Raw genomic sequence first — 13,517 nt, forward strand, 5'->3', positions numbered from 1 at the left:
AACCTTGTCAACAAGAGGATCTCCATTTGCTACACCATGATAGAATACAACATCTGTGTAATTATTTAAAGTATTTTCATCTCCGCATCCACTTACAGATGTAGAGATAAAGAGTGCCGTAGCGCTTAATGCTGATATTTTTATAAACTCTCTTCTATTTATTTCACCTCATAAATTGCAGTTGAACCACTCATTTCATAAGAGACTAAAAGTAATGCTTTACCATTTGGTGACTCTTCTGCTGGTATAAACTTCATTCCTTCAGGAGAGATATCATCTTCAATTTCAGCTCTGTGATATGCCACAAATTTTACATTATTGATATCAGTGATGTCATAAACCAAAATAGCACTTTGTCTCTCAAGTCCTACAAATGCATATGTTTTATCTCCTACTGTTCCAACTGCAAGTGCTTCAGGTTCTCCACCTTTATTACCACTTCTTCCATCCATTTCACCATCATCTTGATTAAAAAGTTCTGGCTCATAAAGTGCGATTTTTTCCTCAATCTCATCTCCACTGTCAAATACCAAATTTGCATTCTCATCCCAGATAGAAAAACTTCTAGCACCGTAGCTGTAAAGTTTATCGTAGTCACCATCGCCATCGGTATCTCCCATGTCTACTACAACTTTTAAATCGTTCTCATCTTCATAGTCATTTGCTATAGCACTATCTAAATCAAGTTTAGAGATTTTTGATTCATCGTTAAAATCCCCATACTCTCTACCGTCACCCTCATTGGCAGTCAAAAGATATGTTGAGTTATCTGGTGTGTATGATACGATGCTGTCAGGCATATAAAGACCATAGAGCTCTTTGTATGATTTTCTTATGATTTTGCCTTCTTCTTCAATATCTATTGTATTGCCACTCTCAGGAGTCCAAGCTTTGGCACCAAGAGATTTCACCAGCTCTATTGAACTATCTGTTAGATTGACTTTTGCGATTGCATTATTCTCCTGCAATGTAATATAAGCATAATCTCCACTTACTGCTATATATTCAGGCTCTATATCTTTTTCCTGGTCATCACTAGGTGTATCACCAAGTCTTACAGGAGTCGAATCATCTGCATCTGTAAGGGCAACTGATGAGAAGTTTATATCTGTATATGAGCCGTCTGAAACATTGATAATTCCAACAGAACCTATAGGATCGATACTATAGTCATCATTTGGTTCACCTTCGTTTGCTACAATTATTTTTGTTCCGTCTTCGTTGAATGTTAGCATATCTGGAAGATATCCAACAGTTACATTTTTATCATATTCTCCATCTGTATCAAAAAAGACGACTTTACCTTTTAGTTGTTTTAAGCCAACAGTATCGTTACCATTCTGCACCGCAACCGCAACGCTTTCGTTTTTTACTGCTACAGAGTTTACACCCGTTCCGTATGGTGACAGATCTATCTGGGATACTAATTTTGGTGTTTTAATATCTGAAATATCAATAATATCAATTTTGTTTACAGCCCCATTCGTTACAAACATTCTTTTGCTTGTTTTATCATACGCAACAATTTCTGCTGCTGCTTCCGTAGTTGTGTTGAAGCTAGCAACTTTTACAAGAGATGAATTGAAATTTTTTATACAATGTTCATCAGGAGAAAGTTTTTCAATACCCTCGTTGTTTTCAGCTTTATTCTCAACATACGTTACAAAGCTCATAGCATAATCAAGATAAGTATCTACTCCTGTACCTCTCTCTTCTTGAACAGTTGCAAATGTTGTGTATCCATCTTTTCCACCTGCAATATAGCTGTTTGTGACTATTGTATACATTGTATCCATATCAATAGCTGACCACTCTTTCGTCTCTCTGTCCATAATTTCTAAATTACTTACTCTTTCATTTGCAGGATTATTTTCATCTATATCGTATCTCAGAGCATAAGCATAAGGAAAAGATCCGCTTGAACCACCATTGTCAATATAGTTAGCAAGTGCATCTTCAAGCACTTGTTTGATCTCACTTCCTTTCATATTAATTTCAAAAAGTGTATTGGAAAACGGAAGAAGTTCATAAGCTGTACCTATAGTGATATTGCCTTCGTTCACAGTGATGCGAACTCCACCGGCATTTTGAATACAAGCATCAGCAAGATTGCTTAACTCGTAAAACGACTTTGCGACAATTGGTGCTATTTCACTTCCAAGAGGCAAGAGTGTACCGTTTATATCTCCATAATCAACACCAGGAATTCTTATATGTCGTAAGTCACTTTTAGCACTGCCTATAACGGTTTCTTTTTGAGCATCTACTTGATCTTTATACTCCTGTATCATAGAGTTTATAGCTGCATCTTGTGAAACTATTTCAACGCCAGTTTGTTCAATAATATTATCAACCTGATCTTTTACCTCGCTACTTAGTGCAACATAGTTTCCATCAGCATCTTTTTGTGTAAAAGTATCTCCAATGAGCATGTAAGCTTCACCGCCACACTCTTGTACTATACCATTTGCATTAAATTCAACTTCAAGATCACCAACTATTTTTGCATATTGTCCTGCTTGTGCTATACAAACTTTTTCGCCATCTGCATTCGTTGCCTCATAAGGGTAAGCCTCTTCACTAGAAGCAAAATTTGAAAAATTTCCAAGATATGTATGTGAATCACCGCCAACTATAACATCAACACCTCTAAGTTTTGCTGCCATTTCTTTGTCTGCAGAAAAGCCCTGATGTGTAAGAAGAATAATTTTATCTACACTTTGATTGCTAAGCTCATCTATATATTTTTGGGCAGTTTCCAGTTCATCTAAAAACTCTATCTCATCACTTGGATTTGAAGAATCTCTTGTCTTTTGAGAAGTTGTGATACCAATAATACCTATTTTTTCACCTCCAACCTCTTTTATAGTATATGGGCTGAAACTGTTTTGTAAAATATTTCCATCTATTGGTACTATATTCGCACTCAAAACAGATATATTGTCATCTAGTCTATCTAAAAAGGTTTTAAGGGCATTATCACCATCATCAAATGAATGGTTTCCCAAGGTATAGGCATCAAAGCCAATGGCATTAAGCATTTTTGCATCTGCTTCACCTTTAAAAAGTGTATAGTAAAGTGTTCCTTGGAAAACATCTCCCGCATTAAGTGTTAAAGAGTTTGAATGTTGACTTCTAAGTTCCTGTATTTTTGTAGCAACTCTAGCATATCCACCAGCATCATAATAAACTTTTGTCCCATCATCAAGATAGAAACTTGATGATTCACTGTCAAGATGTGAGTGTGTATCATTTATATGAAACAAAGAGAGTGAGTATTCTTGTTCTGTATCTGTATTATTGCTGTCACAAGCATTGAAAAAGAGTATAGCAGATGTTACTATACTAAGAGGGAGAATGTTTTGCTTCATTGTTGTATATCCTTTTTTTTGTATTTTATTATGCTATGGAAACAAAACGGAAACAAAACAGTTAGACAATGTCCTTAAAAGTTCGCAATTCCCAGAACGGTATAGGTATCAAGCAATAACGATAACTTACTTTATGCTCCAACCAAGGAGTAATCATGCCAAGACGGTCACGTATAGAGATAGCAGGGTATCAGCATATTATCAACAGAAGTGTAGAACAAAGAGTTGTTTTTAAAGAAGCATCTGATTATGAATATTTTGAAGAGCTGATATGCTTCTATATGAAATACAAAAGTATTGGGTATATCTCAGCCTGCTGTGAGCGGTGTGATAAGGAGGAGTTATCATTATCACCCGACCACTATACTTCCTATACTTAGAGGAGGATTACCATTGTATCGAGGAGTATATGGCTACACATTTCCCTTTATAACAATCTTCATATCCTGATACCTAAAAATAGTAGGTTTGATCAATTTTAATTGTTTGCCAATATTTTAAATCGAAACTTTATTAGAAAAAAATATATTATTTTTATTTTAAACTTCCTCTTGTATTGCAACTTTCATGTCTTTGTATTTAAAGATATTCGGATTAATAATTGCAATATTTTCTTTCAGAGATTCTGATATTGTACTACTAGAAGAAATATATAGTGTCTTTCTAATCAAATAATCTTCTTGATTTTCTTCAATATCTGAAATGTATGATTTAAGAGTTTCATATTCGATTTTAATTTTTAAATATTTTCTTATACTTAATGCTCCAAAATTAAATTTAAATTTAAATTTTTCTAGTTTATAATGGTAGTGTCATAAAAGTTCTGTAAATTCAAAAATCAGCTATTGTTTTATAAAAAAAGGAAACGATAGATGAAAATAGAAAATGACAAGATAGAATTTGACATGAATGAGTTTACACCTTTACTGCTTCAAGACAAGCAAGAGGGCTTTAGACGTATAGGAGAGATGTTTCTCAATGCAGTACTTGAAAAAGAGTTTGCAGCCTTTATAGGGGCTGAAAAAAGTCAAAGGAATGAAGACCGTAAAGATTATCGAAACGGTTCTAAGGAGAGACGGTTAAAGACTACATTGGGTGAATTGAATCTTTTAAGACCGTATGCCAGAAACTCTAAATTTGAAACAAAGTTGTTTGAAAATTATTCCAGAGTTGATAAAGCTTTAGCCTCCATAGTAGTAGAAAGTTATCTCAAGGGAGTCTCAACAAGAAAGGTAGAATCCATTGTGGGTGAATTGGGTATCGATCTAAGTCATGAGACCGTAAGCAGGCTCTCACATGAACTTGTCACGACCTTTAAGTATTCTGCACTTGATGCTTATTATCCCTATTTGTATATTGATGCCACATATCTTAAAGTATTTGATGGTGTACGATTTGTTTCCAGAGCTGTGATGGTCGCTATTGGGGTCAATGATAATGGGATGAGAGAAATACTTGATATTGCCCCAATGGAGAGTGAGTCCTATGATACCTATACAGATTTTTTTGATGGCTTAAAAGAACGAGGAATTGAAAAAGTAGATCTGATTATCTCTGATGGTCATAAGGGAATCAAAAAAGCTGCCAGGGAAAGTTTCGTCGGCTCATCCTGGCAGTTTTGTACGGTACACGTAAAGCGTAACCTAATGAAGATTGTAGCAAAAAAAGATTTGGAAGAAGTTTTAGCCTACCTCAATGATGTACTCTCATGTGATACTTTTGAACAAGCAACTTCTGAAGCTAACGGTATGATCGCAACTTATGAAAACACTCATCCAAAATTGACAGAGTTTCTTATGAACAATCTTTATGATGCTTGTATGTTTTTAACTTTCCCTAAAACACACAGACGCAAAATACACTCTACCAATATACTGGAACGATTTAACAAGGAGATCAAAAGACGAACAAAAGTAATCGGTGCATTCCCTAATGATGGCTCAGTACTAAGACTTTTAGTACCTTTGGCTATTGAAACAAATGCAAAATGGCTCACCAGAAAATATGTTAATTGGGATAATTTGGTATAATTACAAAAAGCTGAAGATGAAATTACAGAAATATTCTGACGCTACCTTAAATTATCGTACCGTTTACACGTAAGTTCCAATATATACATATTTTCCATATCATTATGAACTTTTATTTTTGTTTCTTTAAAATCATTTTGTGCTTCTACCCAGATATTGTCTTCGCCATAAAGATAAAACAATTTAACAGTTTTACCATCATCATTAACCTGAGAGCCTTTCCACACACCAGTCAATAGCCTACCTTCAAAACTCACAGTAATCCCATAATCACCATCTCTCAAAATGATGGCACCTTTATCTTTATCACCTACGCAAGTATATGCTGTTGCATAAGTATCTACAGCCAAAATGGATAGGATAGATAGAATTGATAATATTTTTTTCATTGAATTTCTTTACCTTTTTATTATAGAGAAGTATATAGTCGCTGCTCCCCATCCAGCACTTCAAATAATAAACGCAATTTTTTACTTGGGAGGATCATCTTTAATCACATGTTTTTTTACTTCCAAGTAAATATATTATACACAAATTATATCAAGCACACATATTTTTCAATACGTTGGGATATCTAAATAATCTTGTTAGCAAACCTTATAAGGCATAAAGGAGACAGGCTGAATTAATCTTATTCAGCTACTTTTATTTACGCCATAATACATAAAATATATACTGAAAAAATTGTAGTTTATGTGTAAAAGTAGCCTGTCCCCATTATCTGGTCCCCATTATCTCTTTTGGTGGATACCATGTTGGTGGACTTTTCTAAACTAATTATATGTTAGGTAATTGTATCTAAAATTCAAAAAGTATTTTGAATTAAATCACCATCTCAACATCATCATGGTTCTGAAAGCATTTAAAAAGCCTGTCCCGCTCTTCCTGGCTTTCTACGATACAGCTTGCATTGTAACTGTGAAATTTTCCTGTTCTTGATGGATTTCCAAGAGAACAGAGGTGCTCTTTCTCTCCCATCACTTCTTTGATACAGGCAAGCAGAGTTTCTTTATCTCTGCCTATGAGTTTAAATCCCCAATTGGTCGGGTATTCTATTTGTGGTTTTTCTTGTGTTTTATCGTCTAAAATCACCGCTGTTCCCTCCTGATTTCTGTTCTAATTGTACATTTCTTATCACCATACCTTTATCAATGGCTTTAAGCATATCATAAATAGTAAGTAATCCTATGCTTACACCGGTCAGTGCTTCCATTTCTACACCTGTCTGTCCGTTAAGCTTGGCTGTGACAGTAAGTTTGAAACCAGGCAGTTCCGGCAACTCTTCAATGTCTGTTTTGACTGAAGTAAGCATAAGCGGATGACACATAGGAATGAGTGTACTTGTCTGCTTTGTTCCTTGTATCGCTGCAATGACAGCGGTTTGAAGGACGGGCCCTTTTTTTGCAGAGTTGGCGACAACCGCATCAAAGGCAGGCTGACCTACCTCGATGATACCGCTTGCCGTTGCAATACGTGTTGTATTGTCTTTTTCTGAAACATCTACCATTTTAGGTTTATTCTGTTCATCAAGATGTGTTAAGTTCACTAATGCATCCTCATAGTTTAAATTTTAATTATTTTAGCATAAAAAATGACGTAAATAAAGCGATCTTGACGAAAAAAGACCTAAAGTGACGTTTTTAATATAAAAATAAGTTAATTTTAACATCATCCAAGTTAAAATTGTCAAAATGACAAAGGAGAAGTATGAATTATGCGTATTTAAGACAAATGCCAGACAACAATAATATGTCTGAGCAGCAGCGTAATATCCTCTCGTTTTCATTGGCTCAAAATCTGGAAATAGAGAAGGAGGTTATAGAGTATTCAAGCAAAAATCATCTCATAGAAGAGAGAAAACAGTTTGAAGAATTTATGCACTCTCTTGAAGAGGGGAGCAGTCTTGTTGTGGATACACTTTCCGTGTTAAGTGATCGTGCGGAAGAGTTGATCAAGATCATTAATTGTATGTTAAGTCACAGTATTGATCTTTATATCGCCAGTGCAAAAACGCTTATCAACAAAGAGACCACAGTAGTAGAGATATTTCCCTTGCTGAATGACCTTCGTGAAGCACAAAAAGCAAAATCAAACAAGATAGGACGTCCGAAAGGAAGCCGTTCTTCCTCTAAGTTCGATGCGTATCAGCCGCAGATCATCTCTTTACTGAAAGAAGGGATGAATGTGAGTGCTATTGCAAGGGAGTTAGGCGTAAGTCGAAGTTCTTTGAAAGATTATATAGTGTCAAGAGGGATAAGAGAATTGGTTGAAGGTTCCTGGATGGAGATCAATCAGCCGCAAGATATTTCAGGTACGGATAATACCCTGTTGGTATGTCCGTTTGAACAAGAGAAACAACAAAAAGAAAAAAGGATATCGTAAAATGGAAGCAATTACGAATGAAGAGACAAAACCAAAGAAGAATCAGGCAAAAGAGTATTTAAAGGGGTGGGTGCCTTACCGTATTAAGCGGTATTGGGCATATGTGGTCGCAACGATCATGGCTCTTGTGATGCCTTGGATCACTATCGGGGGGAATCATCTTTTTCTATTAAGTTTTGATCATAAAAAACTACACTTGGCAGGTGTTGCATTTGATATGCAGGAACTCTATTTGATGCCGTTTCTGCTTATGCTGCTTTTTCTGGGGATCTTTGCGGTCACAGCAGTAGGCGGTAGAGCATGGTGTGGATGGGCCTGTCCCCAGACTATTTTTAGGGTTATTTACAGAGACGGGATAGAAACAAAACTTTTAGGCTTGAGAAAACGTATCAAAAACAAGCAAAAAGATCCGGATATGAGCAAACCTGAAAATCAGGTAAAAAAAGTGATCGCGATTTTACTTTGGTCTATTCTTGCATTTATCGCAGCAGCGGATTTTTTATGGTTCTTTGTTCCACCTGAAGAGTTTTTTGCATATTTGCAAAATCCTGGCGAGCATATGATGCTGTTTGGTATGCTGATAGGAATAGCACTCTTTATTATTATTGATGTAGTATTTATCAAAGAGGATTTTTGTATCTATATCTGTCCTTACAGCCGTGTACAGTCAGTGCTTTATGATGATGATACTGTTATGGCTATTTATGATCCTCATCGTGGGGGTGATATTTATGAGGGACAAGGATATGACAGACATAAGGTATATGATAAAACAAAAGATCTTCTGGCTGCTGATCCGACAGCAGAGTGTACGACATGTGAGAGTTGTGTGACGGTATGTCCTACACATATTGATATACGTAAAGGACTTCAGCTTGAGTGTATCAATTGTCTGGAGTGTGTAGATGCCTGTACAACTGTGATGGGTGCATTAGGAAAACCTTCTCTTGTGAGATGGTCCAGTGAAAATGAAGTCATTTATCAGAAAGGTAAGACGAATTACTTTAGACCTAAAGTCATAGCATATTTTACAGTGCTGGTATTGGTGCTTGTGGCGCTGTTTGCGATGGGTAGTAAAAAAGAACATATGCTTTTAAATGTCAATAAAACAACAAGACTTTACAAAGTACTGGATCATGGTGTAGTAGAAAATGATTATCTTTTCTTATTTGCAAACACAGATAGCAAGCCACATACTTACTATTTTGAAATTGTAAATAATGATAAGATAGAGATCAGCAGACCTAAAGAGTCTTTCTCTATTGCTCCGGGGAAAAAACGAAAAAAAGTGGTTGTCTTACGGACAAAAGAAAAGTTGGCAGACAATGCAAGAAAAGATGTGCCTATTCCTGTGACAATCAGGGCATTTGCAACGGATGACAAAGAGAATATCGTAGTAGAGAGACATACGGTGTTTGTTTATCCTCGTTCAGATATGCTTAAAAAGTAAGGAGTACTCATGCATAATGGAGAACCTACTTTGGATACAATAGAAGATTATAATGGACAGGAAAGCAAAGAAAAAAGAATGATGGTCTGGATCGTTATTCTCTCAGGATTGCTTATAGGTACAGTATATGGTATTGTAAAAGCGAACAGCAGTGTCAGTGATGAGATTCCGGTGCACTCTAAAATAATAAAATATTAATAAGGAGTCAGTGATGGCAAAAGTATTGGTACTTGGTGGTGGATTTGCCGGTGTTGAAGCAGCGATCTATCTCAGAAAACAAGAGCTTGATGTCACACTTGTGAGTGATAGAGACTATTTTTATATCTATCCTACGTCTATTTGGATCCCTACAGGCGAGGCAGCGAAAGAGGATGTCTCTGTCCCTCTTGATAAACTGGCCTTTGTACACGGATTTAAACTGATCATTGACCCGGTAACCAAGATAGAGCCTAAAGAGAAAAAAGTCATATTGCAGAGCAGCCGTGTGCTGGAGGGTTATGATTATATCGTCGTGGCACTGGGACAGGATAAAATACAACACAAAGGGATGGAACATACTCTCTCTATCTGCGGAAAACCGGAAGAGGCAACAGAATTGTATAAACGTTTGGATGCCTTGGTGCAGAAAGGTTCCGGAAAGATCGCTATGGGCTTTGGCGGGAACCCGAAAGATACTTCTGCTGTACGCGGGGGGCCTGCGTTTGAAGTTTTATTTAATGTAGATACCTATCTGAAACGAAAAGGTTTGCGGGAGAACTTTGAACTTACTTTTTTTGCACCTATGGAAAAACCCGGTATAAAAATGGGGCATGGTGCTGTGGCAATGATGGACAAAATGTTTGAAATGACACATATTCATAAAAAAGTAGGTTCCAAAATCATCTCTTTTGAGGCTGACGGTATTCATTTTGAAGATGGTACAAAGATAGAATCCGATCTTACAATGTTCATTTCTGCAGGTACAGGACAAAGTATCGTGGCAGCATCAGGGCTTCCTTTGAGTGATGCAGGCTTTGTTGTAACTAACGAATATAATGAAGTAGAAGGTTTTGAAGGGATATATGCTATAGGGGACAGTGCATCTCTGATGGGACCGGACTGGAGAGCAAAACAGGGTCATGTTGCTGAGGTAATGGCTCGGAATGTAGCATATAATATTTTTCAGCATGCACAGAATATAGATTCGAAAAGGGGATATCTGGAGCATATCAATATACTTTGTGTCATGGATACCGGAAACGGTGCAGCCTTTGTGCATAGAGATGACAAAGGTGGGAAGATGATTCCTATGCCAGTGATCGGTCACTGGATGAAAAAAGGCTGGGGCTGGTACTGCCGTAACTCCAAACTGGGAAAAATCCCTCGAATACCTGGAATGTGAGCCACGTTAAGAAAACGTGAACTGCTTCACGTTTTTAGTGGCGGAACCGAAGCGGTCGTAACGAAGTGCAGCCGCGAAGGTCTGGAGAGGTGAAAAGCAAGTAACAACAGTGCATCATTCATACTAGCTATTAAAAACAATATATGCATGAAAGATCAGAAAAATCTTTTGCAGGTTACTTTTTTATACGCTCTGACAGAAGATTGAGATCAGTCAGAATTATGATTAGATAAATTTATATTTATTATAATACTAAGTTTTATATTAAATCGGTAAAATTTCAAAATCTTTAAACAATAAACCATCCTATAAAGAATAGCTTAAACCAATAGCTGTTTTTTATAGACAGAGGTATCCTGTTGGATTATTTGAGTATTTGAAAAGAATATTCAAATGATCAAATAGATACTAAAACAATATTTGGTCAATGTTCATTAAAAACTCATTGTTTTCACAAGTGCTAAAACTAACGGGAATATTTACCTGTTGGGGATAAATACTCTATGGGCTTGATAAGGTTCATTGTGTTTGACTATGGAATACATGATCGCTGCTATTTTCTTGGAGATAATGATTAAAGCTTCTTTCTTGGATTTACCCGAAGAGACTTTGTCTCGAAAGATCTTGTTTAGCTGAGGATTGTGCAATACAGATCCTACTGCAGCCATATAAAGTGCATGTTTGGCAATAGGTATGCCTCTTTTTGCAAGCCTGCCTATAGAATTGGAGTTGCCAGATTGATACTGTGTAGGATAAAGACCAAGATAGCCAATAAAAGCTTTGGCTGAATCAAATCGCCTGAGATCTCCACATTCTCCTAATATGGCAGAAATGGTTTTATCTGAGATACCGGGTATACTTTGGAGATTTTCAATAGAATTGTCAATTGTATTTATTTCTTCGGTAATAAGTTGTTTGATTTGTTCTTCAATATGCTTCTTTTCTTGACATAAAAGCTCTAATATCCTAATATTAGTAGTGATCATTAGAGATCTGGCTTCATAGGCACGACCAGCATATACTGAAGTATTGGCAAGATCGATCAGGAACTTGGCTTTATCTTCAGAGAAGTTGTTACCTTTGATATGACGGAATAGACGAGTCAGCTTCTTTGGCGTAGCTTTTTGCATATCTATTGCAGTAGGGTAGACTTTGATGATCGCAAGTGCTGTCTTGGTAAAGATATTTGGAAATACTCTGCCAATCTCAGGATTGACAGTCGCCATTACAGTAGAGATTTCCCTCTTGATGGTTTTTATCTTCTTCTCCAGTGAACGTTTGGTTCTGCCTAATACCTTGACTGAATGATAGGCATCATTGGAGATATGACTCTCTTTGTATTTACCGGTAGATAAAAGTTCCGCAATGACATAGGCATCAATCGCATCATTCTTTACTTTTCGTATGGTACGGAAATCACGAAACTTGGCAGTCTGATAAGCGTTTAGCAAAACGGCTTGGTAGTCATTGTCTGTAATATATTCATACAAATTCTCAGAAAAAGCTCCTGTTGATTCTATACCAATAATAAAATCATCATTGTCTAATGACAGGTTGGCAAACTGTTCAATCAGCCTTCTTAACCCAAGAATATCCGTATAGATCCAAAATGGTTTTACAGCAAATTCACCAGCATCATCCAGGATGCACACATAATGTTTTTTTTCAGCAACATCAATTCCAACATAATACATTTTAAACCCCTTGAGTGTTAGTTTTAAAGTTCTCATAGCTTCGTGTTATACAAGGTAGAAGTTCTTACACTCCTCCTTAGCATCCTATAGATGATTTTATAAAGCTAACACAAGACGTTTTATGTGCTGGTACCAAAGTCCAAAAAGGAAAAAAACTTGTTTACTGTTAGCTTTTGTGAAAACTATGAGTCTTTATTGAACTCAACCTTATTTTATCGATTTGGTTGATAAATAGATTATACGAAGGAAAAGAATGAAACAGATTACAGTTATGGAAAAATATCCGGTATTTACCATTGAGATAGCTAAAAATGAGACAACATACAGAAATATAGATGAGATACTGGCATATCTTAAGTCACAAATAGAAGCACATCCTGTTGCTACATACATTGGTGAATTTGACCATTATACACATACTAAAAATCTTGAAGTAGGTGAAGTTTCAGAAAATATCAAAGATGCAAAAAATATTATCTGTTGTTTTGGAAAAGTATTGCCAAAACCGGAAGTACTGGCAGTAAGACCTAGAGCAATCGGGGTGGCTGAGTTGGCTGAAAGTTTTGTGATCAGCTTTTTAGAAGCACCAAATCCCGATGCAAATGCTGCGATGGAAAAATGGACTAAAGGTATTGCAAACGTATAATGCAAATACTTAAACTCCTCACTTCTTTCTTTTGGCTTCTTCTTGTCGGATGCCAAGAGGATTTCCCTACCTATTCCGGCTTTTGTAATGAAAACAATATGCCTCCTCCTAAATGTCTCCACTATATAGTTCTTGACAAGAAAGATAAAAACCTACTGGAAAAACATTTTGGACTGAAAGATGATACTGCCTGTGAATATCGTGCTGAATTGATCAGATATCATGTGGGTACGTGCAACAATCCTGTTGTTAAAAGTACCGGTGGAGATTTTAACGGGTATGTGCGTGTAGAGATCAAAAAAGGCTTTACATGTTACTACAAAGTACAAAGTGATTTTAAAAATGATGAGAATGCAGCATTCAAGAGAGTGCTGAAACGTATAGAGAAAGAGATCAAAGAGTGAAAATAGTTTCGGTTTTCCTTTATCAAATTTTAAAACTTTAGGATTCAGGTGATGAAAGTAACCCATATCATATATCTTTCATGTCAAAGTGCTTCTTGTTAACAGCTAAGATGTAGGGTCACAGCTTTCATTCTCTATACTGCGTTTCGTTCATAAAAC

General features: G+C 36.3%; 13 protein-coding genes. 8 read left to right on the forward strand and 5 right to left on the reverse strand.

Going from position 1 to position 13,517, the window contains the following annotated elements:
- Window positions 1–158: 158 nt before the first annotated feature.
- Entirely contained in the window at window positions 159–3,371 is a 3,213-nt protein-coding gene (locus tag ACZ48W_RS07200) for a choice-of-anchor I family protein (protein ID WP_464827675.1), read from the reverse strand.
- 155 nt (window positions 3,372–3,526) lie between these two features.
- Between ACZ48W_RS07200 and ACZ48W_RS07205 the strand changes: the two genes are divergently transcribed.
- Window positions 3,527–3,751, forward strand: coding sequence for a hypothetical protein (locus tag ACZ48W_RS07205; protein ID WP_464827676.1), 225 nt, complete (start codon window positions 3,527–3,529; stop codon window positions 3,749–3,751).
- Window positions 3,752–4,243: 492 nt separating this feature from the next.
- Window positions 4,244–5,401, forward strand: a complete 1,158-nt coding sequence (locus tag ACZ48W_RS07210; RefSeq protein WP_464827677.1) for an IS256 family transposase — start codon at window positions 4,244–4,246, stop codon at window positions 5,399–5,401.
- 41 nt (window positions 5,402–5,442) lie between these two features.
- Here ACZ48W_RS07210 and ACZ48W_RS07215 read toward each other — a convergent pair whose 3' ends face one another.
- The 3 genes from ACZ48W_RS07215 to moaC all read right to left on the reverse strand — a co-directional run bounded on the left by ACZ48W_RS07215 (window position 5,443) and on the right by moaC (window position 6,947).
- Window positions 5,443–5,790, reverse strand: a complete 348-nt coding sequence (locus ACZ48W_RS07215) for a hypothetical protein (RefSeq protein ID WP_464827678.1) — start codon at window positions 5,788–5,790, stop codon at window positions 5,443–5,445.
- A gap of 433 nt (window positions 5,791–6,223) precedes the next feature.
- Window positions 6,224–6,493, reverse strand: coding sequence for an HP0495 family protein (locus ACZ48W_RS07220; protein WP_464827679.1), 270 nt, complete (start codon window positions 6,491–6,493; stop codon window positions 6,224–6,226).
- Window positions 6,477–6,947 (reverse strand): cyclic pyranopterin monophosphate synthase MoaC, encoded by a 471-nt coding sequence (moaC, locus tag ACZ48W_RS07225; RefSeq protein ID WP_464827680.1) that lies wholly within the window; start codon window positions 6,945–6,947, stop codon window positions 6,477–6,479. Before moaC ends, ACZ48W_RS07220 begins: the two co-directional genes overlap by 17 nt.
- A 161-nt stretch (window positions 6,948–7,108) precedes the next feature.
- Between moaC and ACZ48W_RS07230 the strand changes: the two genes are divergently transcribed.
- The 4 genes from ACZ48W_RS07230 to ACZ48W_RS07245 are packed head-to-tail and all read left to right on the forward strand — an operon-like array spanning window position 7,109 to window position 10,614.
- Window positions 7,109–7,783: a recombinase family protein gene (locus ACZ48W_RS07230; RefSeq protein ID WP_464827681.1), complete on the forward strand. Its 675-nt coding sequence runs from the start codon at window positions 7,109–7,111 to the stop codon at window positions 7,781–7,783.
- A 1-nt stretch (window position 7,784) separates the two neighbouring features.
- Window positions 7,785–9,233 carry a cytochrome c oxidase accessory protein CcoG gene (gene ccoG, locus ACZ48W_RS07235; RefSeq protein WP_464827682.1) on the forward strand — a complete coding sequence of 483 codons (1,449 nt, stop codon included), beginning with the start codon at window positions 7,785–7,787 and terminating at the stop codon, window positions 9,231–9,233.
- Window positions 9,234–9,242: 9 nt separating this feature from the next.
- Complete coding sequence (locus tag ACZ48W_RS07240; protein WP_464827683.1) at window positions 9,243–9,431, forward strand: hypothetical protein; 189 nt, start codon at window positions 9,243–9,245, stop codon at window positions 9,429–9,431.
- Between the two features lie 13 nt (window positions 9,432–9,444).
- Window positions 9,445–10,614: an NAD(P)/FAD-dependent oxidoreductase gene (locus tag ACZ48W_RS07245; protein WP_464827684.1), complete on the forward strand. Its 1,170-nt coding sequence runs from the start codon at window positions 9,445–9,447 to the stop codon at window positions 10,612–10,614.
- A gap of 479 nt (window positions 10,615–11,093) precedes the next feature.
- On the opposite strand, the gene ACZ48W_RS07250 is transcribed toward ACZ48W_RS07245, so the two are convergent.
- The gene (locus ACZ48W_RS07250) at window positions 11,094–12,344 is read right to left on the reverse strand and encodes an IS110 family RNA-guided transposase (RefSeq protein ID WP_464827685.1); all 1,251 of its coding nucleotides are present in this window, start codon (window positions 12,342–12,344) and stop codon (window positions 11,094–11,096) included.
- Window positions 12,345–12,561: 217 nt separating this feature from the next.
- Between ACZ48W_RS07250 and ACZ48W_RS07255 the strand changes: the two genes are divergently transcribed.
- On the forward strand, window positions 12,562–12,954 hold the full coding sequence (locus tag ACZ48W_RS07255) for a DUF6858 family protein (protein ID WP_464827686.1): 393 nt from the start codon (window positions 12,562–12,564) through the stop codon (window positions 12,952–12,954).
- Complete coding sequence (locus tag ACZ48W_RS07260) at window positions 12,954–13,358, forward strand: hypothetical protein (protein ID WP_464827687.1); 405 nt, start codon at window positions 12,954–12,956, stop codon at window positions 13,356–13,358. The genes ACZ48W_RS07255 and ACZ48W_RS07260 overlap by 1 nt, the downstream gene beginning before the upstream one ends.
- Window positions 13,359–13,517 lie beyond the last annotated feature (159 nt).

It is taken from the genome of Sulfurovum aggregans (assembly GCF_055385215.1).